Source organism: Streptomyces sp. NPDC050504, assembly GCF_044458065.1.
Taxonomy (GTDB): domain Bacteria; phylum Actinomycetota; class Actinomycetes; order Streptomycetales; family Streptomycetaceae; genus Streptomyces.
Map to the genome: position 1 here is coordinate 67175 of NZ_JBITHO010000002.1, position 24305 is coordinate 91479.

The following is a 24305-nucleotide window of genomic DNA, read 5'->3' on the forward strand; positions in this document are numbered from 1 at the left end:
CGGCCACGGTGAGCAGCAGGCGGCAGAGGTTCGCGGAGCGCCGGAAGGCGTGTGGGCTCAGCCAGGAGGAGTTCGCGGAAGCGGTCGGCGTCGACCGTTCCACGGTGCAGCGCTGGGAGACCGGGAAGAACGGTCCCCAGCCGTGGCAGCGTCCGAGGATCGCCAAGGTTCTGGCCGTCACCGCGAACGAACTCGACGCGCTCCTGGTCCCGGACGCCTACGCGCCACCGCGTCCCCCTCGTGGCTGGCTCGCCGCCGTTCCCACGGACGGCGACGACGAGTTCGACGCCCTGGAACTGGCTCGGCGGGTGTCCGCGAGCGACGTGGGGAAGGAGACCCTGCGGCGGCTGGAAACCTCGTTCGACGGGCTGGCCACGGCGTATCCGGTCTCCCCGCCGCAGGCACTGCTGCAACGGGTGCGGCGGCACGCGGCGTACGTCTCGCACCTCATGGACGCGCGCATGACGCTCGCGGAACAGCGCCGTCTCCACGTGGTCGGAGGGTGGTTCCAGCTCCTGGGGGCCACGCTCCACATCGACCTGAACCAGCAGCACGCCGCGACGGCCCGCCTGCGGGCGGCGGCGACCTTCGCGCAGCACGCGGAGCACCGTGAGATCGAGGCGTGGTGCTACGAGACGGACGCCTGGCGGGTGTTGACGGAAGGCGAGTACGGCCGGGCGCTGGAGCTGTCGAGGATCGCGCAGGACCTGGCACCGGCCGGAAGTTCGGTCGCGATCCAGGCGACCGCCCAGGAGGGGAGGGCGAGCGCGCGCCTGGGTGAGGGGCCGGGAACGTACGGGGCCATCGACCGTGTCCAGCGGATGTCCGGCAAACTCACCCCGCGCAAGGGGACCGAGCACCACTACCAGTACGACCCCGGCAAGGCGCTGGCGTACACGGCGACCACGCTCGCCTGGGCCGGGGATCCGGCGGCGGAGCGGTGCGCGCGCGAAGTCATCGCGCGGCTCGCCCCCGCCGACGACGTCGAGAAGTGGCCGCGCCGGGTCGCGTCGGCCACCATCGATCTGGCGCTGGCGCTGCTCGACGGCGACCGGCTGGACGAGGCGTGCGACGCGGCCCGGCGGGCCATACTGTCCGGCCGCATCGTCCCGTCGAACCACTGGCGTGCGCTGGAGGTCGTCAAGGCCGTGGAGACACGAAGGCTCCCGGAAGCCCCGGACCTCCGCGAGGCGTATCAGGGGCTCAGGGCGTTGACGGCGAACGGCTAGATCCCGCACTTCCGCCCGACGCGGCCCCGGGCGGCTGGGTACGGTGGGAGACCGGCCGAGCCAGGGAGTGACCGTGCGGAACGAGCAGGACGAGTACGGGCGGGTGTTCCGGGAAGCGTGGATCTCCGGGGTGAAGAAGCACTTTCCCGGTGAGCCCAAGCCCGGGTACGTCACCCCCTGGGAAGACACCCCCGCCTGGGAGCGGGCCGCCGCGGCCGCCGTGGGGGCGCAGGTCGCGGACTTCGTGCGGGTGAGCGGTGGGGGCACCGCCGCGCTGTCCCGCGAGCAGAAGGGGCGGTTCGTCGCCCTCTGCTGGATCGCGCAGATCCACCGGCACTTCGAGGACCCCAAGCCGAGCTACGTCGCCGACTGGCCCGAGCTGCCCGAGTGGCAGCAGCAGACCGACGCGGACGTCTTCGAGGCCGTCGAGCGGGTCACCGGGTAGCCGTGCGCCCGGTCGGGGCGAGGCCCGTGAGCGGACGCTGGGCGCCGCCCTGTCCCAGGTGCCCCCCTACCTCCCCGGCACCGGTTGCTTGAAGTAGCCGTTCTTGCCCGCCTCGCGGTAACCGGTCAGTCCCGGGCCCTCGTTGACCGTCAGGTCGCAGCCGTCGCCCGGGACCGTGCGGTTCCACTGGACCAGTGCCCTGATCCCCGGCATGGTCTTCACCGTGCGCGGGATCTGGGTGAACCAGTCCCGTTTGCGCAGCGGGTTGTCCGGGTCGGGGACCGTGGAGAACTCCGCCAGCATGATGGGTTTGTCCGGCGAGATCTCCGCCCTCAGCCAGTCGTACGTGGGGCGTTGGCTGCGGTCGAAGTCCTTCCAGTCCGTCGTGTCGTGGCAGGTGAAGTAGTTGTACTGGTCCATGCCCAGCCAGTCGACGTACGCGTCGCCCGGGTAGAGGCTCTTCATCAGCGCCTTGTTGCCGAGGTAGCCGGAGACCGTCCAGACCCAGACGACGTTGGTGACGCCCAGCGCCTTGAACCTGCTCTGTACGTGCCGGTAGGCCGCCACGTACTCCTCCGGCGTCCCCTGGCCCTCCTTGATGCGGGCGTCGACCTCCTGGTCGAGGGAGAAGAAGACCCGCTTGCCGTACGCCTTCAGGCGCCGCGCCTGCGGGTCGATGACCTTCTCGTCGAACTCGCCCGCCGCGACGTTCTTCCAGCCGAGCGGCGTCTCGGTGTAGCCCGCGTGGTGCTTCTCCTTCCAGACCGTGGTCTCCCAGGCCAGCATCAGCATCCGGTCGCGGCCCAGTTCGATCTCGTCGGGGGTCAGGAGCGTGCCGTCGATCTCGGTGTTCGACATGTCGTGGTACGTGTAGAGGAGGTCCAGCTTGCGGCCTATTCGCTTCTCGTGGGCCCGGACGGCTTCCGTGAGCGAGGAGCCGTCCTCGGGGTACGGGACGTACGCGCCCCACCAGGCGCCGCACTGCGGGACCAGGATCTTCGTCGGGGCGCAGGGGCCGCTGGGCGGGGCGCCGCTCGCCGCGTCGGGCGGCAGGCCGTTGCCGGTCGGGGCCGTGCGGTCGTCGCCCGTGCCGTCCTCGTCGCCGCCGGTCAGCCAGACGCTCACCCCGGTCAGCAGCGCGGCCACCGCGACCAGGGCCAGCAGGAGCCGGGCGCGGGGGCCTCCCGGGGGCCGTAAGCCTCCCGCCGCGTGCTTGCCGCTCACCGGCGCTTCACCCCCGCGGCCTTCCGGCGCGGCCGCCGCTCCACCGCGCCCCGCGTCGCCGCGGGCAGCGGAAGCCCCGGGCAGAACGCCACGACCGTCGTGAACGCGGCCGTCGAGACCAGGAACGCCGTCGCGGAGAAGGACTCGACCAGGAAGAGCGAGGTCGCGGCGAGCGCGCTCAGCGAGAGGCTGACGGGCGCGGTGAAGGCCAGTGCCTCAAGGCGGGCGGTCGGGCGGAGCATCCCGGGCTGCGGGTACAGGACGGCGAAGCCGGGGCCGAAGCAGACGAAGAGCAGCACCGGCAGCCCGCGCACCGCCGATCCGGCGGGCAGCGCGGTCGCGGCGAGCGCCACCCAGCCGGAGAGCGCCACGGCGAGCCTGACGCGGGTGCGCGAGAGGAAGGGGGCCGCGGCAGGGGGATCGGGGGTGCCGGGCCCGGTGGCACCGCGCCCGGCGGCAGGGGGGTCGGGGGGCGTGCGGAGCGGGGAATCGGGCACGTGGCGACCTCCAAGTCACCTTACGGGGGCGGCCGTCCGGCACGCTCCGCCCCTCCACGTCACCTCGCGGGGCGGTACTCCAGCACGAGGCCGTACTCCGTCTCCTCGACGGTACGGAACAGGGGCGAATCCCTCAGCCTCTTCTCCAAAGTGGCGAAACCGCCCGGCGGGAGCAGGCCCTCCCCCGCCGTGTAGACGTCCTGCGTACGGGTCAGCAGGACGTACACGGCCGGTGCGGGCGGCAGTTGGGGCACCAGGTAGCCGACCGGGTCGCGCAGCAGCTTCTCGTTCTCGGCGGGCGCCTGCTCCGCGAAGTACCAGTGGCCGAGCTTGTCGTAGTGGCGCAGCGCCTGCGGGAAGGAGCCCGTGGTGGCGAGGACCAGGGCGCCTTCGGGCAGCCCGTCGAGGGTGCGGACGACCAGCGCGGTCTCGGCGGGCGGCGTGTAGTACATGCGCTCCTTGCCGTAGTAGGACGGCATGAAGCCCGCCAGCAGGGCGGCCAGGGAGAGCGGGAGCGCGAGTGCGCACGCCTTGCGGATCCAGGGCCGCACCCGGTGCACGCCCGAGCCGCCCGCCGCCGGGACGAGGGCCGCCGCCGCGAAGAACGCGGCGCCGGGCAGCCCGAAGAGGTAGACGCGGAACAGCATTTCGCCGCCGTAGTCGTTGACGACGAAGAGCGGCACGGGCGCGGCGGAGGCGAGCAGCAGCGGCAGGGCGCTGTGGACGAGGCGGCGGCGCAGGAGGAGCGCGAGGCCGGCGAGGGCGACGATGGCGAGGACCATGAGGATGTTGGCGGTGCCAGCCAACTCGGGTCCGGGGCCGGTGAGTTCACCGGCGTAGCCCGCGCGGGAGTTCTGGGTGAGTTCGCCGACGGACTCCTTGAGGGTGCGCAGCGTCTCGACGAAGAGCGGGCGGCCCATCGTCAGGTCCCAGGTGAGCATCAGCAGCCCGGCGACGAGGAGGAGGCCCGGATTCCGGTAGCGGCGGGTGAGGTTGAGGGCGAGGAGGGTGACGCAGAGCATCACCGGGGTGAGCTGGTGGACGGCGTTGATCGCGGCGACCATCGGGGCCAGGATCAGGACGCACAGGGCGCGCTGGCGGGTGCTGGTGGGCGGCGGGAGCGCGGCGGCGGCCGGGTCGAGGTAGGCGCGCGAGCGGAGCCGCCCGGCCGATCCGGGGCGCACGAAGTGGCGCAGGACCACCGCGAGGACGGTGAGGTGCAGCAGGAACGCCAGGCCCTGCGGGGCGAGGTAGTCCTGGCCGACCCAGTTGCCGAGCTGGAAGATCCAGACGGCCGTCCACACCAGGCGCCAGTCCTCGCTGAAGGTGCGGTAGAGCAGGACCAGTACCGGCATCATCAGCAGGCCGAGGACGATCGGCGCCCAGTTGAGGTAGGCGGCGGCGCTGTCCACGCCGAAGGCCCGGACGAGCGCGGCGTTGAGCGTGAAGAAGCCGGGCCACTGGTCGTACGCGGACATGTTGCCGTCCAGTGCCGCGTCGGGGCGCAGCCCGTCGGTGGCGAGGATCTTGTTGATGACGGCGTCGTGCTTGGAGGCCCAGGGGTAGCGCTCGGAGTCGTACAGCACGGCCGGGGCGCCCTTGAGGGCCATCAGGAGCGCGGCGCAGTACAGGGCGGGCCACCAGGGCGCGGTGCCCGCGCGGCGCAGGCTGACCAGGAAGCCTGCGGTCAGGACCGCGAGCGAGAGGTAGAAGGCGGGCGGGAGGCGGTCGAGCAGGCCGTAGTCGCCCATCTCGCGGAAGCCCACGCCGGGCAGCGCGGCCAGCCACAGGCCGGTCGCGGCGAGCAACGGCAGCCAGGTGAGGAGCTGTTGGGGGCGGAGGAAGTCGGGCGCGCGGCGCGCCCCGGCGCGCGGGCCCGAGGAGCGCGGGCCGGTCCCCGGGGGGCGCCCCGCGCCCCGCGCGCCGGGGGGCGGCACCGTCGTCGGGCTGCCTCCTGCGGCCGGTGCGGGCTGCGCGGCCGGTGCGGGCCCATGGCGCTGTTGCACAGTGCGGCTCCCCCCACGGATGTGGTCGCGGCCGTCACGCCGCTGCTGTTTCTCTCGTCCGATCCCTCTGGCTGTCCCCTTCGATGCCGTACGGGAACATCCTTGTGCGGTACGGGGCGCTCGTACACCCTTGCCGCGTACGGCAGTCGGTGCCGCGTCAGCCCGCGAACACCGGGCCCTTCACCGCCGCGCGCGCCCTGCGGTAGAGCCGCCAGCCGACCGTCGGCAGCGCATCCGGGTACGGCGCGACGCGCGCGCCCTGCCCCTCCATCCAGTCCTGTACGTCCCCCACGGTGTGGCCGCGCCGCACGATCAGCCGGGCGATGCGGTACGCCTCGTCGTCGGCCGAGCTGAGGGCGTGCCGCACGGCGACCGCCGTCTCGTACCCGGCGGCGCGGGCCGCGCGGCGCACGGCGGGGCTGTTGTAGCCGTGCGGGTAGGCGAGGTGGGTGACCGCGTGGCCCAGGACGTCCTCCAGGGCCTTCTTGGAGTCGGTCAGCTCGCGGGCCAGGCGGGCGGGGCGGAGCGTGTCCAGCTGGGGGTGGGTGACGGTGTGGCCGCCGACCTCCATCCCGTACTGCTCAAGGAGCGGGGCCCGGTCGAGCGTCATCATCGGCGCGGGCGGCAGGAGGCTGCGGGCGCCGGGCGTGACGGCACCGGTGGTGAGGTACGCGGTGGCCGCGACGCCACGGGCGGCCAGCGCCTCCGCGGTGGGTCCCGGGAGGTCCGCGAAGCCGTCGTCGAAGGTGAGGAGGACGGGGCGGGGCGGGAGCGGGGCGCGGCGCACGAGGTGGTCGTGGAGCGCGCCGATGCGGATCGGGGTGCGGCCGCTGGCGGCGATCGCGTCGAGGTGCGCGGCGAACTGCCGTGGCGTGACGGTGAATTCGGCGATCCAGGCGGGCGGATCCGGCATGACGGCGTGGTAGAGGAGGACGGGGATGCGGGCGGGGGGCGCGGGCGGGTGCGGGTCGCCGCCGGGGGCGGTCGGCCTGTCGTCGGGGGCGGGTCTGGTGTCCGTCACGTGCGCACGTCCTTCCCTACGTCCTTCCAGGGGGGCGGCGTGCCGCGCAGGGCCCGGCGCGCCTTGAGGTAGCCGTACGGGCCGTAGAGCATGCCCCTGCGCTCCAGGCGGGAGAGGGCGCGCGGCCAGGGGTACGCGTGGACGCCGTGCTCGCCCGGGGCGCCGGCCGCCGCCCCCGTGCGCGGGGCGGTCATCGCGCGGGCGTGCGCGAGGCCGCGCGGGAGGCCCTTGAGGAGGGCCGGGAGCAGGGCGGGGCGGCGGGCGAGCACGGCGGTGAGGTACGCGGTGAGCCCGGCGCCGTAGCCGTACGCCTGGTTCTCCAGGTCCTGCCAGGTCTCGCGGTGGTGGTGCCAGACGATCGCCTCCGGCGTGTAGCGGAGGTGGTGGCCGGCGGTGAGGACGCGGACGAAGGCGTAGAGGTCGTCGCCGCCCTTGGCGGCGGTGCCCGTGCCGGTCGCCGGGTCGAAGCCGCCGATCGCGCGGAGGGCGTCGGCGCGGAAGGCCATGTTGGCGCCGGAGCCGAAGCTGCCCGCGGTGAACGGGAAGAGCGGTTCGTCCGGGGGCGGGGCCGCGGGGTCGTAGTGCCGGGGCGCGAACCCCTTGGCGAAGCCGCCGTGGCTTTCGAGGAGCACCTGCGCGGGGGTGGTGAGCCGGGCGGGCAGGATCAGCCCGGTCACGCAGGCGGTGCGGGGGTCGTCGGCCAGGGGGCGGGTGAGGGCGGTGAGCCAGTGCGGGTCGGCGATGACGTCGTCGTCCGTGAACGCGAGGAGGGCGCCCCTGGCCTCGGCGACGCCGCGGTTGTGGGCGGCGGCGAGGCCGGGGACGGGTTCGCGCGCGTAACGCACGCCGTGCGGGGCGTAGTCGGCGGCGACGAGGTCGCGGGTCTCGTCGGTGGAGGGGTTGTTGTCGACGACGAGGAGTTCGTAGGAGGGGTGGGACTGGCGGAGGAGGGAGTCCAGGGCGCGGGCGAGGGGGGCGGGGTGGTCGCGGGTGGCGAGGACGACGGTTACGGCGGGGGATGCGGCGTCCTTGGGGGCGGGTCCTTCGCGGGGTGCCGTTGCCCGGGGTGGGTGTTCTTCGGCTGCGGCGGGCCGGCCCCCTCCCCACCCCTTCCCGAAACCCTGCCGGGGGCTGAGTGGAGCGCCTTGTGGCGGGCCCGCCGGGCGTATGTGGTGCCCTGCGGGCCGGTGGTGACTTGCTCGCGCAGTTCCCCGCGCCCCTGTCGGGGCGCCTGTGCCCGGCGTGTCCTGTGGGGCACGTACCCCCGCGCACCGCGCCCTCGCCGCCGCGCCCAGTACCTCCGCCGGGTCCTCCCCCGCTCCCACCGTGCACAGCACGGTTCCCAGCGGGCGGCCCTCCAGGCGCACCAGGGCGAAGACCTGCGTGTCCCGGCCCGGGGACACCACCGGGGGTCCTCCGGGCGCGGGCCGCAGCGACCCGACCTCCTCGCCCCCCGGCCCCGCGAGGTCCAGCTCCGCCACTCTGATGTCACGTGCGATCCCGCGCATGTTCCCGCCCCCCGTCTCCCTGTCTCCCCGCCCCCTGCCACCCGCTACTTGCCGCGCAGCCGCGCCGCCCGCTCCAGGTTCCGTTGCGCGAGCGCCGCCAGCCGGGGGCGGCCCCGTACGAAACCGTGGGCCCTGCGGGCGGGCTCGCGGCCCAGCCAGTGCAGCGTCGCCCCCACCCCCGGGTGCGTCGCCGCACCCTCGTACACCGGGAGTTCGCCCGTCTTCAGCGCGTCCTTGTACTCCGCCGCGCCGCGCCCCATGTCGAGCATCCCGATCCCGGCGTCCGCCGCCGCCTGGGCCATCCGCAGGTGCAGGACGAGACCGGGCGAGTACTTCGCCAACTCCGTGTCGTACGAGGGGAACCAGCACGCCAGCACGGTCCGCGAGCGCAGCCCGAAGTGCGCGGCGACCGGCCGCTCGCCCGCGTACAGGACGGAGAGCGTGCCGGTGCAGCCGGGCGCGCGGGTGTACAGCAGCTGCTCCACGACCCCCGCGATCCAGCCCTGCGCGAAGCGGTCGCGCCGCCCCGTGCGCCGGTACTGCGCGGACTTCCACTCCATCAGCGTCCGCAGCCGCGCCGGATCGCGCTCGTCCAGGACGAGGCGCACGTCCCCGACCTGCCGGCCCAGCCTGCGCTCCTTGGCGAGCGTCGTCCTGAGGAACTTCGGCGACCGCTCGCGCAGCACCGCCTCGTAGCTCGCGTAGCCCTCGCCCACGTCGATGACGTACGCCGGGTAGCGCGCCGCCGCCGCGCCCTCGAAGATGCCCTGCCCGGCCTCCAGGTTGTCGAACGCCCAGGAGGAGAGGCCGCAGGCGCGCAGCAGGGTGCGGGCGGGGAGTTCGAGGCCGGGCCGCAGGACGGCGCCCTGGCTGTCGGAGACGCCGAAGCCGATGGCCCGGCCGTTGCCGAACGTCCCCTTCTCGTACGGGAAGAAGCCCGCCGTACCGCCGTCGTCCTCGACGACGGCGATCCGCGCGGGCGGGCGCAGGCGCCCGACGGCGAGGGTGAACTCCGGCTCCATGAAGGGGTTCGCCGGGGCGCCGGACTTGGCGCGCAGCTCGCGCCAGGCCTCGATGTCCCCCGTGCCCAGCTCCCCCGGCCTGATCACACGAATGCGTACACCGCTCAACACGACCCCCCGGTCATCCCCCTGAGCAACGCTGCACTGCTCCAGGACGGTACCGGGCGTTTCCGGGGGAGGGTAGGGAGAGTCGGTCATGTTGTGACCAAGTCATGAAGAAAGGTGAAACCAGGGACAGTTGGGGCGGGCGCGAGGGGCTGTGCGACCTCTCGGCCGGGATCCGGTCAGAACCGGTTGCTTCGTGCCATTCGCCGCCAAACGTCCTCCACCTCCGATCGGACCCGGCTACACAGGAGTCGGGGTGACGCGCCGCCGTCGCCCGCACGTGGCCGGTCGTCGGGGGAGGCGGGGAGGTCTGGACGGGTGCTGACCATCGACGTGGCCGTACTGCTCGCGGTCATCGCCTTCTTCCGGCTGCGGCGCCGTACGCAGGCCCGCAGCAGGAACGAGGAGATGACCACGGCCCTCACCATCCTGGCGCTGGGCGTGCTGCTCGCCCCCACCCCGGTCGGCCAGTGGATCCTGGACGTCCTGCGACAGCTCACGACCGGCATATCGGAGGCCGGGCGGTGAGCCGGGGCGCGGTGCGCGACGACCGAGGGGGGCGGGCCCGGGGGCCTACCCAACCCGGCCCCCCGCCTGGCACGCTGGCCGCGTGATCGATACGGACGCCCAGAGCACCCAGGACCCCTACACCGCGCACCACCGCCTCCTCTTCGCCACCGCGTACCGCATGCTCGGCAGCACCGCCGACGCCGAGGACGTCCTCCAGGACGCCTGGCTGAAGTGGGCCGCCGTGGACCGGTCCACGGTCGAGCACCCGAAGGCGTACCTCGTCCGCACCGTCACGAACCTCTCCCTCACCCGCCTCACCTCCGCCCGCGCCACCCGCGAGGCCTACGTCGGGCCCTGGCTGCCCGAGCCGCTGCTCACCTCCCCCGACGTCGCCGAAGGGGCCGAGCTGGCGGACTCCGTTTCGATGGCGATGCTGGTGGTCCTGGAGTCGCTGTCCCCGCTGGAGCGCGCGGTCTTCGTGCTGCGCGAGGTCTTCGGGTACTCGCACGCCGAGATCGCCTCGGTCCTGGAGCGCGGCGAGGCCTCCGTGCGGCAGGCCGCGCACCGCGCCCGCGAGCACGTCGCGGCGCGCCGGCCCCGGTACGACGCGGACGCGGAGGTGCGCCAGGAGGTCACGGACAAGTTCCTCGCGGCCTGCACGGGCGGCGATCTGAACGCCGTGCTCGAACTGCTGGCCCCCGACGTGACCGCCTGGTCGGACGGCGGCGGCAAGGTCACGGCCGCGCGCCGCCCGCTGCACGGCCCCGACCACGTGGCGCGCTGGCTGCTGGGCGTGCTGCGCAAACCGGGCATGGAGGACCTGACGTACGAGCGGGTGACGCTCAACGGCGGACCCGGCATCGTCGCCCGGCTGTACGGCCACCCGGTCGCCGCGCTGGACCTGGGCGTGGTCGACGGGCGCGTGCTGCACGTGCGCTGCCAGGTGAACCCGGACAAGCTCGGAAGCCTGGCGCCCGCGCCGTAGGGAGCAGGGGGCGGCGGGGAGCCTGGCGCGGCAGAGGGCCGGGCGCGGCGGGGGCCTACCGCTCCCCGGCCAGCGCCAGCACCGCCGGCACCTGCGCGAACGCCTCGTCCATCCGCGCCAGCAGCGCCGCCCGGTCCCGCTCCCCGTCGGCCGCCTCCGTCCACTCGCGCAGCGCGCACCGCCACGCGGCGAGCATCAGCTCCAGCAGCAGCCGCAGCTGTACGTCCCCCGGGGAGGCCCCGGCGGCGGCCAGCCGCTCCGCCGTCGCCCGCACCACCGCGTCGCTCACCTCGGAGCAGTGCCGCAGGCTGTGCGCGTTGAGCGCGGGCGTGCCCTCCGCGAGCGCGCGGCTGGCCAGGAAGCGCCGCTCCCAGCCCTCGGCCATCGCGGTCACCGACGCGTACAGCGCGTCCACGAAGGTCGCGAAGACCGGCGCGCCCGCGACCGGGCGGGCGGCCAGCTCATCGGCGTACGCGCCCCACAGCTCCCGCTCGGGGGCGAGCGCCACGTCGTCCTTGGACGCGAACGTCCGGAAGAACGTCCGCTTGGACACCTCGACCGCGTCGACCAGTTCGTCGAGGGTCACGGCCGCGAAGCCCCTCTCGGTGAAGAGGTCGAGCGCGGTCTCCACGAGGGCCTGCCGGGTGCGGAGCTTCTTGCGCTCGCGCAGCGACCCGGCCGGTCGCTGCGCCCCGGTCCGCCGTTCCGCCCCGGCCTGTTGCTCTGCCCCGGTCTGTCGCTCTGCCATGGGGGCCACCTTAGCCCCTCGTAAGCAATCGCCCCTTGACGGCTTTTGCCACTCAGTGGCACATTCACTGTCATGAAAGCACTCACGATCGTCGAAGGCCGCGAACCCGACACCCGCGAAGTGGAGTTGACCGAGGTCCCCGACCCGGCGCCCGCACCCCACCAGGCCCTGATCCGGGTCCGCTCCTTCTCGCTCAACTACGGCGAGGCCGCGTTCGTCGTGCCGAACGGCGAGCCGGGCACCGTCCCCGGCTGGGACGCGGCGGGCGTGGTGGTCGAGGCTGCGGCCGACGGCACGGGCCCGGCGGTCGGCACCCCGGTCGTCACGCTCGGCACCTCCGGCGCCTGGGCCGAACTGCGCGCGGTGGACACGGAGTTGACGGGCACCGTGCCGCAGGGCACGGACCTGGGCGCGGCGGCCGCGCTGCCGGTCGCGGCGGGCAGCGCGCTGCGGGCCCTGCACAGGCTGGGGCCCGTCCTGGGCCGCCGGGTCCTGGTCACCGGGGCGAGCAGCGGGGTCGGCCGCTTCGCCGTCCAGCTCGCGGCGCGCGGCGGCGCGCACGTGGTGGCCGCGACGCGCGACGCGGCGAAGGGCGACGAGCTGCGCGCCCTGGGCGCGCACGAGGTGGTGGACGCGGCGGACCTGGCCGCGCTCGCCCCGGTGCACGGCGTGGTCGACATGGTGGGCGGCCAGCAACTCGTCGACGCGTACGCCGCGTTGGCCTCCCACGGCACGCTGGTCGCGCTGGGGCACTCGGCGGGGGTCGGCGAGACGTTCCCGTACGGCGCGCTCTTCGGCAACGAGGGCCGTCACGACCGCACGCTGACCACGTTCTTCCTGCTGGACGACGCGAAGGACCTGGGCGCCGAGCTGACGTGGCTCGCGGGGCTCGTGGCGCGCGGCGACCTGGACCCGCAGATCGGCCTGCGCACCGACTGGACCCGCACGGGCGAGGCCATCGCGACGCTGCTCGCGGGCGGGGTGCGGGGGAAGGCGGTGCTGGACGTGGGGTGAGGCGGGGCGCCTCGCCGACGGGTCCTACGGGAGCGGGCCCAGGCGGATCGTCCGGTCCGCTCCCGCCGTGGCGAGGAGCTTGCCGTTCGGGCTGAACGCCACCGAGGCCACGGCGTTCTCGTGGCCGGAGAGGATCGTGGTGGTCCTGCGGTCCCCGTAGTCCCAGATCCGCACCGCGCCGCCCTCGTCTCCGCTGGCGAGCGTCCTGCCGTCGGGGGCGAACGCCAGCGAGGACACGGGGCGTTCGTGGCCCTTGAGGACGTGGCCGGTCGGGCTCTTGCCGTCCCGCTCCTCGTCGGAGAGGGCCCAGATCCCTTCGGGGACGTCCCAGACGTGGATTCCCTTGTCCTCTCCCCCGGTGGTGAAGGCGCGTCCCCCGGGATGGAACGCCGCCGCGTTCATGGCGGTGGGGCCCTCCGCGTACTCGTCGTACTCCTGCAGCGCCCACCGCTCGCCCCGCGCGACGCTCCACAGCGCGACGGCGTCCCCGCCGCCGAGCAGGCTCGTGCCGTCGCGGCTGAACTCCACCGCGCGCACGGGCACGGACGGCTCTTCGGTGGCGTAGTTCGCCGCCTCTTTCGAGAGGTTGTCCCACTTCTCGATCCGGTTGCCTGTCGCGACCCTCCAGAGCCGTACGAAACCGTCGTGGGCGCTGGCGAGCATCTCGCCGTCGGGGCTGAAGTCCAGCCCGTGCACCGCCTCTTCGCTGCCGGTGAAGGTCTTCGCGGGCTTGCGCGCGGCGACGTCCCAGAGCCGTATGAGCCCGTCGAAGCCCGCGCCGGCGAGCAGTTTGCCGTCCCGGCTGAACGCCAGCGCGTGCACGGCACCGTAGTGCTGCTCCATGAAGGTCGCGACGGTCCTGCGCGTCACCGGGTCCCACAGCCTGACGGAGGTGTCGTTGCTGCCGCTGGCCAGGAGCTTGCCGTCGGGGCTGAACGCCACCGAGGTCACGCCCGCGCGGTGCCCGGCGAGCACGTGCGGCAGGCGGCCCGTCTTCGGCGGCGGCTCGTCCGCGCCCTGCCGGTACGCCAGGTATCCCCCGCCGCCCGCCACGGCCAGCGCACCGAGCCCGCCGATGAGCAGGGTGCGGCGGGCGGGTCCGCGGCGGGGAGCGGACGGGGCGGGGGTCGCGGGCGGCATCGGGCCGGTGGGCGCCGGGGGCCGGGCGGCAGGCGGTCCGGCGGCGGGCGCGGTCGGGGCGGCGTGCAGGCCGGGGGCGGGCGGAGTGTTCGGCGCGGCGCGGGGCGCGGCGCCGGGCACGGTCACCGGCGGGCGGGGAGCGGGGCCGGGCTGAGGCGCGGGGCCGGGCTGGGACACGGGCTGAGGCGTGGGGCCGGGCTGGGACGCGGGCTGGGGCGGGTGTGCGGCCCTGGGGTCCGGGATCCCGGGCGTCCGTACCGCACCGGGCGCCCCGGATACCGCCCCGGATCCCGCCGCTGGCGCCGACCGCACCGGCGGGCACAGCGCGCGCAGCCGCTCCGCCGCCGTCCGCGCGTCCGGGCGCGCCTCCGGGTCCTTCGCCAGCAGCGCCTCCAGCACCTCGGCCAGCGGCCCCGCCCGCCGGGGCGCGGGCAGCGGCTGCGTCAGTACGGCCACGATGATCGCCGTCAGTGAGGGGCCGTCGAAGGGCGGGCGGCCCTCCACCGCCGCGTACAGCGTCGCCCCCAGCGCCCACAGGTCGGCCGAGGCCCCCACCCGCTTGCCCTCCAGCTGCTCGGGCGGCATGTACTGCGGGGTGCCGATGATCGTGTTCGTCCTGGTCAGGTGCTGGGTCGCCGTGTCGAGGAGGCGCGCGATGCCGAAGTCCGTGACGACCGGGCGGCTGCCCGCCAGCAGGACGTTGTCCGGCTTCAGGTCGCGGTGCACCACGCCCGCCGCGTGGGCGTGCGCGAGGGCGTCCGCCAGCTCCGCGCCGAGCGCGGCGGCCCGCTGCCAGCCCAGCGGGCCCTCACGGGAGACGAGCGCGGCGAGCGAGGGGCCGGGCAGGAACTCCATGACGATCCACGGCGCCCCGCCGTGCTCCGCGACGTCGAACGCGGTGACGATGCTCGGGTGGCGCAGCCGGGCGGCGGCCCGCGCCTCGCGCTTGGTGCGGGCGATCAGCTCGTCGCGCAGTTCGGGCGGCATCTCGGACAACAGGACTTCCTTGACGGCCACTTCGCGGTCCAGGACCTCGTCGTGGCCGCGCCACACGCGCCCCATGCCGCCCCGGCCGACCAGCTCGACCAGGCGGTACCGCTCGCCCACCACGATTCCCACTGCCCCCGACATGCGCGCAACTGTAGCCGCCGGTAACCCCGTTGACCGTGGTGGGCCAGGGTTCTGGCACAGGCGCTCAGGCGCTCAGGTGCCGACGCGGACCCCGGCCCGCCACACCGCGCTCACCAGCGGCACGCCGGGGCGGTACGCGAGGTGGACGTGCGAAGGGGCGTCGAGGAGCGCGAGGTCGGCACGGGCGCCCGGGGCGACGCGGCCGACGTCCGTGCGGCGCAGGGCCGCCGCGCCGCCCGCCGTCGCGGCCCACAGCGCCTCGTCGGGCGTCATCCCCATGTCCCGCACCGCGAGCGCGATGCAGAACGGCATGGAGGAGGTGAAGGACGAGCCCGGGTTGCAGTCCGTGGACAGCGCGACCGTCGCGCCCGCGTCCAGCAGGCGGCGCGCATCGGGCCACTCGGCGCGCGTGGAGAACTCCGCGCCGGGGAGCAGGGTCGCGACCGTTCCGCTGTTCGCGAGTGCGTCCACGTCGGCGTCCGTGAGGTGCGTGCAGTGGTCGGCGCTGGCCGCGTCCAGCTCCACGGCGAGCTGCACGCCGGGGCCGTACGAGAGCTGGTTGGCGTGGATGCGGGGCAGCAGGCCCCTGGCCTTGCCCGCGGTGAGGACCGCGCGGGCCTGGTCGCCGTCGAACGCGCCCTTCTCGCAGAAGACGTCGATCCAACGGGCGTGCGGGGCGCAGGCGTCGAGCATCTCGCCGGTGACGAGGTCGACGTACGCGGCCGGGTCGTCCGCGTAGTCCGGGGAGACGATGTGCGCGCCGAGGTAGGTGACCTCGTCGGTGTGCTCGGCGGCGATGCGCAGGGCGCGGGCCTCGTCGTGGACGGTCAGGCCGTAGCCGGACTTGGTCTCCAGGGTGGTGGTGCCCTGGCGCAGGGCCTCGGTGAGGTAGCGGTCGACGTTCGCGGAGAGCTCGGCGTCGGTGGCGGCGCGGGTGGCGGCGACGGTGGTGCGGATGCCGCCCGCCTTGTAGGGCTGGCCCGACATGCGGGCGTTGAACTCGGCGGTGCGGTCGCCCGCGAAGACGAGGTGGGAGTGGGAGTCGACGAACCCGGGGACGACCGCCCGTCCGTCGGCGTCGTGGACGGTGTCCGTGGCGTGGGCGCGGGCCTTCTTGGCGGGGCCCACCCAGGCGATGCGGTCGTCCTCGACGATGACGGCGGCGTTGTGGACGAGGCCGAGGGGCCCTTCGCCGAGGGCGGGGTCGTTGGTGACGAGGGTGGAGATGTTGGTGAGGAGGGTGGTGACGGTGGTCATGGGGTGCTCCTGTCTGTGAGGGGGCGGGCGCATCGGTGGGTAGGTGCGGGGGGCTGGGGTTCCGCTGCGCGGGCCGGTGGTGGGGCGCTCGCGCGGTTCCCCGCGCCCCTGCCGGGGCGCGGGCCCGCCCCCGTACCCCCTACCCCCGCAGCCCCGCCACCGCCGAGGCCAGCGCCCCCGCCACGTCCGGCACGGTCGCGTGCGCGCCGTCGCGCACCACGTGGCGGCCGCCCACGATCGTGTGCCGCACGTCGGCCGCCGACGCCGCGAACACCGCGACCTCCGCGCCGAGGCGCGGCAGCGCGCCCGCCGTCCGCACCGATCCCAGGTCGATCGTCACGAGGTCCGCGAGCGCCCCGCGCTCGATCGCGCCCGCCTCGCCCCAGCCGATCGCCGCGTGCCCGTCGGCGGACGCCGCCCGCAGCAGCGCGGCGGCCGTCCAGTGGCCGCGCGTGCGCGAGCGCAGGCGCTCGTTCAGCTCCATCGCGCGCGCCTCCTCGAAGTGGTCGATCACGGCATGGCTGTCGCTGCCCAGCGAGAGCGGCGAACCCGCCCGCTGGAGGGCCACCGCGGGGCCGATCCCGTCCGCGAGGTCCCGCTCGGTGGTCGGGCACATGCACGTGCCGGTCCCCGATCCGCCGATCAAGGAGACGTCCTCGTCGGTGAGGTGCGTGTTGTGCACGCCCGTCGTGCGCGCGCCGAGCACCCCGTGGTCGGCGAGCAGCCGCGTCGGCGTGCGGCCGTGCGCGGCGAGGCACGCGTCGTTCTCGGCGGTCTGCTCGGAGAGGTGGACGTGCAGCGGCGCCCGCCGCTCCTCCGCCCACTTCGCGACGGTCGCCAGCTGGTCGGCCGGGACGGCCCGCACCGAGTGGATCGCCGCGCCGATCTTCGCGTGCGGCGCCTCCCGCAGGAGCGACGCCCGCTCGGCCCACGCCTCGGCCGTGCCGTCGGAGAACCGCAGCTGGTGGTGGTTGGGGGGCTCGCCGAAGCCGGCGGAGAGGTACGCGGTGTCCAGGAGCGTGATCCGGATGCCCGCCTCGCCCGCCGCCGCGATCAGCGCGTCGCCCATGGCGTTGGGCGAGGCGTAGGCCGCGCCGCCGGGCGCGTGGTGGAGGTAGTGGAACTCGCCCACCGAGGTGATCCCGGCGAGCGCCATCTCCGCGTAGACCGCCCGCGCGAGGGCGTAGTACGTGTCGGGCGTGAGCCGGGACGCGACCTGGTACATCGTGTCGCGCCAGGTCCAGAAGGTGCCCGAGCCGACCTGGACGGTCGAGCGCAGCGCCCGGTGGAAGGCGTGCGAGTGGGCGTTGGCCAGGCCGGGGAGGGTCAGCCCGCGCAGGACCTCCGCGCCGGGCGGCGGCGCGTCGACCTCGGTGCGGACGGCCCCGATCCGGCCGTCCGCCACGTCGATCGCCACGCCCGGCTCGACGTGCGTGCCGAGCCAGGCGTGCTCCGCCCAGTACGTCTTCGTGGGTGCCGTCAGCTGCACGCGAGACCTTCCAGTACGTCGGCGAGTGCGGTCACCCCGGCCACGCAGTCGTCCTCTTCCGCGTGCTCCGCCGGGGAGTGCGAGACCCCGGTGGGGTTGCGCACGAACAGCATGGCGGTCGGGATCGATCCGGACAAAACACCTGCGTCGTGTCCGGCGCCCGTGCCGAGCACGGGGACGGGCCGCTCGCCGCCGAGCAGCTTGCCCAGCTCGTCGCGCAGGGCGTGCTCGAACTCCACGACGGGCGTGAAGGACTCCCGTACGACCGCGAGGTCGATGCCGTCGCGCTCGGCCCGCTCCCGGGCGGCCCGCTCGATCGCTTCGACGACGACGTCCAGCGTGGCCTGGTCGGCGGCGCGCGAGTCGAGCCAGCCGCGCACCAGCGACGGGATGGCGTTGACGCCGTTGGGCTCGACGGCGACCTTGCCGAACGTGGCGACGGCGCCCGCGAGTTCGGCCTCGCGGCGGGCCGCGAGCACGGTCTCGGCGTAGCTGAGCATGGGGTCGCGGCGGTCGACCAGGCGGGTGGTGCCCGCGTGGTTGGCCTCGCCGCGGAAGTCGAACCGCCAGCGGCCGTGCGGCCAGATGGCGGACGCGATGCCGACGCGGTCGCCGGAGAGGTCCAGCGCGCGGCCCTGCTCGACGTGCAGCTCGACGAAGGCGCCGATGCGGGCGAGCCGCTCGGGGTCGGGGCCGATCGCCTCGGGGTCGTACCCGGCGGCCTCCATGGCCCGCGGGAGGGAGATCCCGTCGCCGTCCGTCAGCCCGTACGCCTGCTCCTTGGTCAGCTTGCCCGCGGTGAGCCGGGAGCCGACGCAGGCGAGGCCGAAGCGGGCGCCCTCCTCGTCGCCGAAGTTGGTGATGGCGAGCGGCTTGGTGAACGTGACGCCCCTGCGCCGCAGTTCGTCCAGGGCCGCGAAGGAGGAGACGACGCCGAGGGGGCCGTCGAAGGCGCCGCCGTCGGGTACGGAGTCCAGGTGGGAGCCGGTGACGACGGCGTCGCCGCGCTCGGGGTCGCCGAGCCAGGCCCACTGGTTGCCGTTGCGGTCGACCTCGTAGTTCAGGCGGCGGGCCTCGGCCTGCATCCGGAACCAGAGGCGGCAGTCCGCGTCGGCGCCGGTCCAGGCGTAGCGCCGGTAGCCGCCGGAGGCGTCGCTGCGGCCGATGGGCCGCAGCGAGCGCCACATGGCGTGGAAGCCCTCGCTCACGCCGCGCCGCCCTCAGCGGCTTCGGCGCCCTCGCGCATCGGGACGCGCACGCCCTTCTCGGCCGCGACTCGCTCGGCGGTGTCGTAGCCCGCGTCGACGTGCCGGATGACGCCCATGCCGGGGTCGTTGGTGAGCACGCGGCGGATCTTCTCGCCCGCGAGCTTGGTGCCGTCCGCGACGGAGACCTGCCCGGCGTGGATGGAGCGGCCCATGCCGACGCCGCCGCCGTGGTGGATGGAGACCCAGGAGGCGCCGGACGCGACGTTGACCATGGCGTTGAGCAGCGGCCAGTCGGCGATGGCGTCGGAGCCGTCGAGCATGGCCTCGGTCTCGCGGTACGGGGAGGCCACCGAGCCGCAGTCGAGGTGGTCGCGGCCGATGGCGAGCGGCGCGGCGAGGGTGCCGTTGCCGACCATGTCGTTGAACATGTCGCCCGCCTTGTCGCGCTCGCCCTGGCCGAGCCAGCAGATGCGCGCCGGGAGGCCCTGGAAGTGGACGCGCTCGCCGGCCATCTTGATCCAGCGGTGCAGCGATTCGTTCTCGGGGAAGAGGTCGAGGATCGCCTTGTCCGTCTTGTGGATGTCGGACGCCTCGCCGGACAGCGCCGCCCAGCGGAAGGGGCCCTTGCCCTCGCAGAACAGCGGGCGGATGTACGCGGGCACGAAGCCGGGGAAGGCGAACGCGCGGTCGTAACCGGCCAGTTGGGCCTCGCCGCGGATGGAGTTGCCGTAGTCGAAGACCTCGGCGCCCGCGTCCATGAAGCCGACCATGGCCTCGACGTGGCGGGCCATGGACTCGCGGGCGCGGGTGGTGAACCCGGCCGGGTCCTTGGCGGCGGCGTCGGCCATGTCCTCGAAGGCGATGCCGACGGGGAGGTAGGAGAGCGGGTCGTGGGCCGACGTCTGGTCGGTCACGATGTCGATGGGCGCGCCCTCGGCGAGCAGCTGCGGGACCAGCTCGGCGGCGTTGCCCAGCAGGCCGATGGAGAGCGGGCGGCGCGCGTCGCGGGCCTCGACGGCGAGCTGGAGGGCGTGCGCCGGGTCGTCGGCCTTCACGTCCAGGTAGCGGTGCTCGATGCGGCGCTCGATGGCGCGCGGGTCGACGTCGATGCAGATGGCGACGCCGTCGTTCATGGTGACGGCGAGCGGCTGGGCGCCGCCCATGCCGCCGAGTCCGGCGGTGAGGGTGATCGTCCCGGCGAGGGTGCCGTTGAACTTCTTCGCGGCGACGGCGGCGAAGGTCTCGTACGTGCCCTGGAGGATGCCCTGGGTGCCGATGTAGATCCAGGACCCGGCGGTCATCTGGCCGTACATGGTGAGGCCCAGCTGCTCCAGGCGGCGGAACTCCTCCCAGTTGGCCCAGTCGCCGACGAGGTTGGAGTTGGCGATGAGGACGCGCGGCGCCCACTCGTGGGTCTGCATGACGCCGACCGGGCGGCCGGACTGGACCAGCATGGTCTCGTCCTGCTTGAGGGTCTTCAGCGTGCGGACCATGGCGTCGAAGGAGCGCCAGTCGCGGGCGGCCTTGCCGGTGCCGCCGTAGACGACGAGCTTGTCGGGGTGCTCGGCGACCTCGGGGTCGAGGTTGTTCTGGAGCATGCGGAGGGCGGCCTCCTGCTGCCATCCCAGGGCGCTCAGTTCACTGCCGCGCGGTGCCCGTACGGGGCGAGGTCCTGACATGGCGAAGCCTCCTCCGGTATTGAATGCGTTATTCACATCCTGGCGGGCTGAATAGTTTCAGTCAACAGCTGCGGCTCCGCCCGTCGGATGATTGGCTGACGCACATGCCTTCGGACTCGGTTCAGGACCCGGCTCAGGACCCGTTTCAGGACTCGCTCCAGGACCCCGTCCAGGACCCCGTCCAGGACGCGGCACCCGCCCGGCGCGAGCAGGCCGTGCGCGCGGCCGTGGAGCAGGGGCTCATCGGCGACGCCGAGCCGCTCGTCGCCCTGCTGGACACCGCGGGGATCCGCGCCTCGGCCGCCGCACTGCACAGCGCGTTCGCCGAGGTCACGGCCGGTCCCGTGCTGCACGCCTTCGCGGTGAAGGCGTGCCCCCTGGTGCCGGTGGTGCGGCTGCTGCGCGGCGAGGGCATCGGCGCCGAGGTGGCCAGCCCCGGCGAGCTGGCGATCGCCCGCGCGGCGGGCGTCGCCCCCGGCCGCACCGTCCTGGACTCGCCCGCCAAGACGCCCACCGAGCTGCGCGAGGCCCTGGCGCTGGGCATCGCGGTCAACGCCGACAACGCCCAGGAGCTGGCCAGGATCGACGCGCTGGTGGCCTCCGCCCCGACGCGCTCCCCGATCGGCGTACGGATCAACCCGCAGACCGGCGGCGGCGCGATCGCCGCGCTCTCCACGGCGACGGCCACCTCCAAGTTCGGCGTGGGCCTGCGCGACGAGGGCGCCAGGTCCTGGCTGGTCAGGGCCTATCTGGACCGCCCGTGGCTGACCCGGCTGCACGCCCACTCCGGCAGCCAGGGCCTCACGCTCGACCTGATGGCCGAAGGCGTCGCGGCGGTGTACGGGCTGGCCGAGGAGATCAACGCGGCGGCGGGCCGCCACCAGGTGGACACGGTCGACATCGGCGGCGGGCTGCCGGTGAACTTCGCCTCGGACGCGCACACCCCGTCGTACGCCGCCTACGCCCGCGCCCTGAAGGCCGCGGCGCCCGGCCTCTTCGACGGGCGGTACGGGCTGGTGACCGAGTTCGGCCGCTCGCTGCTGGCCAAGCACGGCACGGTGCTCAGCCGCGTCGAGTACGCCAAGGCCAGCGGGGGACGGCCGATCGCGGTCACCCACGCGGGCGTGCAGGTCGCGACGCGCACGGTCTTCGCGCCCGACTCCTGGCCGCTGCGGATCGCGGCGTACGACGCGAAGGGCCGCCCCAAGGCGGGCGCGGCCGTCCCCCAGGACGTGGCGGGCCCGGCCTGCTTCGCGGGCGACCTGCTGGCGCGGGCGCGCGAGCTGCCGCCGCTGGAGCAGGGCGACCACGTGGCGGTGCTGGACACGGGGGCCTACTTCTTCGCCCACCACTTCGCGTACAACAGCCTGGCCAGGCCGGCCGTCCTCGCGTACGCCCGCCCCGCCGACCGGCCGGGGACCACGGTGTTCACGACGGTGCGGGCCGCGCAGACCACCCGGGAGATCGTCGCCGAGGCAGGCGGCGCACAGACCGCCGAACTCTAGCCGCTCCGGCGGGAGTTCCACCGGAAATCCGCGCAACTCTCACCGGGCGTCCGCACGTTCAGTAGCTTCCTCGTCACTGCCGCACATCAGGCCCGAGGAGGGGAGAACGGCGTGCCCGGAATCGACGAGTGCCTGCTGGAAGCCATGCGGTTGCCCGGTGCCCACGGGGCCGCCGTCGTCGACTGGACCAGCGGACTCGCGCTCGGGACGGTCGGCGACTCGCCCAACGGCGACCACGAGACGACCGCGGCGGAGACGGCCGAACTGGCCCGGCTCGCCGCGGAGCAGCCGGCGTTCGCGCCGGGTGACGGGCCGCCGGGCGGCAGGTCTCCCGGCGGCCCGCCGCCCGGCGGCGCGCTTCTCGGCAGTACGGCTCCTGGAGGCACGTTGCCCGTCGAGGACGTGATCGTCACGAACCGGGGCGGTTACCACCTGCTGCGGTTCGTGGAGACGTCCGGCACGTCCGGGACGCCCGGCGTCTTCCTGTACGTCTGGCTGGACCGCGACACCGGCAACCTCGCCCTCGCCCGCATCCGCCTGCGCGACCTCGCCGAACGGCTGGTGCTGTGATCCGCTCCCTTCGACAGCGGGCCGAGAGGAGGCAGCTGATGGCCGCCGAGGCCGAGATCCTGGAGGAGCTGGCCCGGCTGCGGGCCAGGGTCCCGCAGTTGACCGGCGCGCTGGTGGCCGGGACCGACGGGCTGATCCTCGCGCAGGACTGCCGCCCGGTGGACGCGGAGGGCACGGCGGCGCTCACCGCGGCGGCGCTCGCGGTGGCCCTGCGGCTGAGCGGTGCCGCGGGCCACGGGGAGTTCCGCGAGCTCGTGGTGCGCGCCGAGTCGGGCTACGCGGCCGTCTACGCGGCGGGTGCCTCCGCCGCCCTCACCGTCTTCGCCGAGCCGCGCACCAACGTGGGCCGCCTGCACCTGGAGGCCCGCCGGGCGGGCGCGCGCCTCGGCGAACTGGTCGACGGCGCGCTGGAGCGCCCCGACCGTACGCAAGTCCAACCCCGCAGAGAGAGAAACGAACCCTCATGGCCAAGACAGACGTAGCCCTCAAAGAAGCCCTGACCACCATCGAGGGGGCGCTCGGCGTCGCCCTCGTCGACTACACCAGCGGCATGGCGCTGGGCACGGTCGGCGGCGGCAAGGACCTCGACCTGAACGTGGCGGCGGCGGGCAACACCGACGTGGTGCGCGCGAAGGTGCGGACGATGGAGCACCTGGGGCTGAAGGACGAGATCGAGGACATCCTGATCACGCTGGGGACGCAGTACCACGTGATCCGCCTGCTGAAGGCGCGCAACAGCAGCACGGGGCTGTTCCTGTACCTGGCGCTGGACTCGTCCCGCTCGAACCTGGCGATGGCCAGGCACCAGCTGAAGCAGGTGGAGGGGCAACTGGAGATCTGAACGGGAGCGGGCGGCACCCCGCGCCCCCGAAAGGGGCGCGGGGACCCGCGCGCGGGCGGGGCGCACGCGCGACGGGGCCGCGAGGGCGGGGCGCCCTACTCCACGAACAACCCCCGCGCCGCCGCCCCCGCGTCGAACTCCTCCAGGCGCGCCTGCGCATCGGGCAGCCCGTCGCACAGCGCCTCCAGCAGCACCCGCCCGAGCAGCATCGGCGCGCACGCCGTGTCGAAGGCGAGCCCGGTCCCGACCGCGGCCGGGATCAGCAGGTCGCTGTGCGCCGCGACCGGCGCGAACGCCGAGTCCGCCACGGTCACCACCGTGAGCCCCACCGACCGCGCGTACTCCAGCGCCTCCACCACCTCCCGCGGATGCCGCGGCAGCGCGAAGCACAGCAGCGCGCTCGCCCCGGCCCGCCGCGCCGCGTCGATCCGGTCGGCGAGCATCGTGCCGCCCTCGTCGAGCAGCCGCACGTCCGGATGGACCTTCGCCGCGAAGTAGGCGAACCCCCGCGCCTGCGAAGAGGCGGCGCGCAGCCCCAGCACCGGCAGCGGCCGCGACGCGGCGAGCACCGCCCCCGCCCGCTCGACGGGCGCGGGATCGGCCAGCAGTTCCGCGAGGTGCCGCAGGTTCTCGATCTCCGCGTGGACGGCCTGCTGGTACTCGTTGAGCCCGGGGTCGTCCCCGGACGCGCCCGAGCCCGCACCCGCCGCACCCGCGCCGGAACCCGCCGCGCCCGTCGGCACGACCTCGCGCAGGTGCTTGCGGAGCGCCGGATACCCGTCGAAGCCGAGCGCGACGGCGAACCGCGTCACGGACGGCTGGCTGACCCCGGCCAGCTCCGCGAGCTCGACGCTCGACAGGAACGGCACGTCGGCCGCGCGCCGCACCATGCAGTGCGCGATGCGCCGCTGGGTGGGCGTGAGCCGGTGCCCCTCGAAGAGCTGTTGCAGACGTGCGGCAGGGCTGCTCCCGCTCATGCCGTCCCTCCCGTACGCGTACGAACCATCGACCGGCCCGTTGGCCGGACCATCAGCTTATTCAGCACAGCGAACTCTGCATGACCACATACAACCGCGCCACCGGCGCCGTGCCGGACGCGGAACGGCACGGTACCGCCTCCTCGCGGCCCGCCCTCCGCCGGAGCGGGGGCTCCCCCGTGTGCGAAGAGGGG

The 24305-nt window shown here is 74.5% G+C and carries 22 protein-coding genes; 9 read left to right on the top strand and 13 right to left on the bottom strand.

Annotated elements, in window-relative coordinates:
* Positions 1–8 precede the first annotated feature (8 nt).
* Both ACIBNE_RS06245 and ACIBNE_RS06250 read left to right on the top strand, forming a co-directional pair.
* A complete protein-coding gene (locus ACIBNE_RS06245) occupies positions 9–1229 on the top strand; it encodes a helix-turn-helix domain-containing protein (protein ID WP_399270224.1) in 1221 nt (406 codons plus the stop codon).
* Between the two features lie 73 nt (positions 1230–1302).
* Entirely contained in the window at positions 1303–1674 is a 372-nt protein-coding gene (locus ACIBNE_RS06250; RefSeq protein WP_399270226.1) for a hypothetical protein, read from the top strand.
* A gap of 66 nt (positions 1675–1740) precedes the next feature.
* Here ACIBNE_RS06250 and ACIBNE_RS06255 read toward each other — a convergent pair whose 3' ends face one another.
* From ACIBNE_RS06255 to ACIBNE_RS06280, 6 genes are all read right to left on the bottom strand, one after another.
* Entirely contained in the window at positions 1741–2898 is a 1158-nt protein-coding gene (locus ACIBNE_RS06255; protein WP_399270228.1) for a glycosyl hydrolase, read from the bottom strand.
* Entirely contained in the window at positions 2895–3395 is a 501-nt protein-coding gene (locus ACIBNE_RS06260) for a hypothetical protein (RefSeq protein WP_399270230.1), read from the bottom strand. Before ACIBNE_RS06260 ends, ACIBNE_RS06255 begins: the two co-directional genes overlap by 4 nt.
* A 59-nt stretch (positions 3396–3454) precedes the next feature.
* On the bottom strand, positions 3455–5401 hold the full coding sequence (locus tag ACIBNE_RS06265; RefSeq protein WP_399270232.1) for a hypothetical protein: 1947 nt from the start codon (positions 5399–5401) through the stop codon (positions 3455–3457).
* A gap of 157 nt (positions 5402–5558) precedes the next feature.
* Positions 5559–6314: a polysaccharide deacetylase family protein gene (locus ACIBNE_RS06270; protein WP_399271240.1), complete on the bottom strand. Its 756-nt coding sequence runs from the start codon at positions 6312–6314 to the stop codon at positions 5559–5561.
* 104 nt (positions 6315–6418) lie between these two features.
* Positions 6419–7930, bottom strand: a complete 1512-nt coding sequence (locus tag ACIBNE_RS06275) for a glycosyltransferase (RefSeq protein WP_399270234.1) — start codon at positions 7928–7930, stop codon at positions 6419–6421.
* Positions 7931–7974: 44 nt separating this feature from the next.
* Positions 7975–9045 carry a GNAT family N-acetyltransferase gene (locus tag ACIBNE_RS06280; RefSeq protein WP_399271241.1) on the bottom strand — a complete coding sequence of 357 codons (1071 nt, stop codon included), beginning with the start codon at positions 9043–9045 and terminating at the stop codon, positions 7975–7977.
* Between the two features lie 330 nt (positions 9046–9375).
* On the opposite strand from ACIBNE_RS06280, the gene ACIBNE_RS06285 reads away from it, so the two are divergent.
* A complete protein-coding gene (locus tag ACIBNE_RS06285; protein ID WP_399270236.1) occupies positions 9376–9585 on the top strand; it encodes a hypothetical protein in 210 nt (69 codons plus the stop codon).
* 82 nt (positions 9586–9667) lie between these two features.
* Positions 9668–10552 carry an RNA polymerase sigma-70 factor gene (locus ACIBNE_RS06290; protein ID WP_399270238.1) on the top strand — a complete coding sequence of 295 codons (885 nt, stop codon included), beginning with the start codon at positions 9668–9670 and terminating at the stop codon, positions 10550–10552.
* Between the two features lie 55 nt (positions 10553–10607).
* Here ACIBNE_RS06290 and ACIBNE_RS06295 read toward each other — a convergent pair whose 3' ends face one another.
* Entirely contained in the window at positions 10608–11300 is a 693-nt protein-coding gene (locus tag ACIBNE_RS06295; protein WP_399270240.1) for a TetR family transcriptional regulator, read from the bottom strand.
* Positions 11301–11372: 72 nt separating this feature from the next.
* On the opposite strand from ACIBNE_RS06295, the gene ACIBNE_RS06300 reads away from it, so the two are divergent.
* A complete protein-coding gene (locus ACIBNE_RS06300; RefSeq protein WP_399270242.1) occupies positions 11373–12314 on the top strand; it encodes a zinc-binding dehydrogenase in 942 nt (313 codons plus the stop codon).
* 24 nt (positions 12315–12338) lie between these two features.
* Here the strand turns inward: ACIBNE_RS06300 and ACIBNE_RS06305 are convergent, their stop codons facing one another.
* From ACIBNE_RS06305 to hutU, 5 genes are all read right to left on the bottom strand, one after another.
* Positions 12339–14585 carry a protein kinase gene (locus ACIBNE_RS06305; protein ID WP_399270244.1) on the bottom strand — a complete coding sequence of 749 codons (2247 nt, stop codon included), beginning with the start codon at positions 14583–14585 and terminating at the stop codon, positions 12339–12341.
* Positions 14586–14657: 72 nt separating this feature from the next.
* Positions 14658–15842 carry an imidazolonepropionase gene (hutI, locus tag ACIBNE_RS06310; protein ID WP_399270246.1) on the bottom strand — a complete coding sequence of 395 codons (1185 nt, stop codon included), beginning with the start codon at positions 15840–15842 and terminating at the stop codon, positions 14658–14660.
* Positions 15843–15981: 139 nt separating this feature from the next.
* Positions 15982–17325 (bottom strand): formimidoylglutamate deiminase, encoded by a 1344-nt coding sequence (locus ACIBNE_RS06315; protein WP_399271242.1) that lies wholly within the window; start codon positions 17323–17325, stop codon positions 15982–15984.
* Positions 17322–18518, bottom strand: a complete 1197-nt coding sequence (locus ACIBNE_RS06320) for an allantoate amidohydrolase (RefSeq protein ID WP_399271243.1) — start codon at positions 18516–18518, stop codon at positions 17322–17324. The genes ACIBNE_RS06315 and ACIBNE_RS06320 overlap by 4 nt, the downstream gene beginning before the upstream one ends.
* Positions 18519–18535: 17 nt before the next feature.
* Positions 18536–20218 (bottom strand): urocanate hydratase, encoded by a 1683-nt coding sequence (gene hutU / locus ACIBNE_RS06325; RefSeq protein WP_399270248.1) that lies wholly within the window; start codon positions 20216–20218, stop codon positions 18536–18538.
* Between the two features lie 104 nt (positions 20219–20322).
* Between hutU and ACIBNE_RS06330 the strand changes: the two genes are divergently transcribed.
* From ACIBNE_RS06330 to ACIBNE_RS06345, 4 genes are all read left to right on the top strand, one after another.
* Positions 20323–21723 carry a diaminopimelate decarboxylase gene (locus ACIBNE_RS06330; RefSeq protein ID WP_399270250.1) on the top strand — a complete coding sequence of 467 codons (1401 nt, stop codon included), beginning with the start codon at positions 20323–20325 and terminating at the stop codon, positions 21721–21723.
* A gap of 111 nt (positions 21724–21834) precedes the next feature.
* Positions 21835–22293: a hypothetical protein gene (locus tag ACIBNE_RS06335; protein WP_399270252.1), complete on the top strand. Its 459-nt coding sequence runs from the start codon at positions 21835–21837 to the stop codon at positions 22291–22293.
* Positions 22294–22331: 38 nt separating this feature from the next.
* On the top strand, positions 22332–22775 hold the full coding sequence (locus ACIBNE_RS06340) for a roadblock/LC7 domain-containing protein (RefSeq protein WP_399270254.1): 444 nt from the start codon (positions 22332–22334) through the stop codon (positions 22773–22775).
* Positions 22757–23134, top strand: a complete 378-nt coding sequence (locus ACIBNE_RS06345) for a hypothetical protein (protein ID WP_399270256.1) — start codon at positions 22757–22759, stop codon at positions 23132–23134. The genes ACIBNE_RS06340 and ACIBNE_RS06345 overlap by 19 nt, the downstream gene beginning before the upstream one ends.
* Before the next feature lie 95 nt (positions 23135–23229).
* Here the strand turns inward: ACIBNE_RS06345 and ACIBNE_RS06350 are convergent, their stop codons facing one another.
* Positions 23230–24111: a MurR/RpiR family transcriptional regulator gene (locus ACIBNE_RS06350; RefSeq protein WP_399270258.1), complete on the bottom strand. Its 882-nt coding sequence runs from the start codon at positions 24109–24111 to the stop codon at positions 23230–23232.
* Positions 24112–24305: the final 194 nt, after the last annotated feature.

Bases quoted from the DNA above. Each gene is read 5' to 3' on its own strand.
- ACIBNE_RS06270 (WP_399271240.1), bottom strand. From the start codon at position 6,314: ATGCCGGATCCGCCCGCCTGGATCGCCGAATTCACCGTCACGCCACGG.
- ACIBNE_RS06275 (WP_399270234.1), bottom strand. From the start codon at position 7,930: ATGCGCGGGATCGCACGTGACATCAGAGTGGCGGAGCTGGACCTCGCG.
- ACIBNE_RS06295 (WP_399270240.1), bottom strand. From the start codon at position 11,300: ATGGCAGAGCGACAGACCGGGGCAGAGCAACAGGCCGGGGCGGAACGG.
- ACIBNE_RS06300 (WP_399270242.1), top strand. From the start codon at position 11,373: ATGAAAGCACTCACGATCGTCGAAGGCCGCGAACCCGACACCCGCGAA.
- ACIBNE_RS06305 (WP_399270244.1), bottom strand. From the start codon at position 14,585: ATGTCGGGGGCAGTGGGAATCGTGGTGGGCGAGCGGTACCGCCTGGTC.
- hutI (WP_399270246.1), bottom strand. From the start codon at position 15,842: ATGACCACCGTCACCACCCTCCTCACCAACATCTCCACCCTCGTCACC.
- ACIBNE_RS06320 (WP_399271243.1), bottom strand. From the start codon at position 18,518: ATGTGGCGCTCGCTGCGGCCCATCGGCCGCAGCGACGCCTCCGGCGGC.
- hutU (WP_399270248.1), bottom strand. From the start codon at position 20,218: ATGTCAGGACCTCGCCCCGTACGGGCACCGCGCGGCAGTGAACTGAGC.
- ACIBNE_RS06330 (WP_399270250.1), top strand. From the start codon at position 20,323: ATGCCTTCGGACTCGGTTCAGGACCCGGCTCAGGACCCGTTTCAGGAC.
- ACIBNE_RS06340 (WP_399270254.1), top strand. From the start codon at position 22,332: ATGGCCGCCGAGGCCGAGATCCTGGAGGAGCTGGCCCGGCTGCGGGCC.
- ACIBNE_RS06345 (WP_399270256.1), top strand. From the start codon at position 22,757: ATGGCCAAGACAGACGTAGCCCTCAAAGAAGCCCTGACCACCATCGAG.
- ACIBNE_RS06350 (WP_399270258.1), bottom strand. From the start codon at position 24,111: ATGAGCGGGAGCAGCCCTGCCGCACGTCTGCAACAGCTCTTCGAGGGG.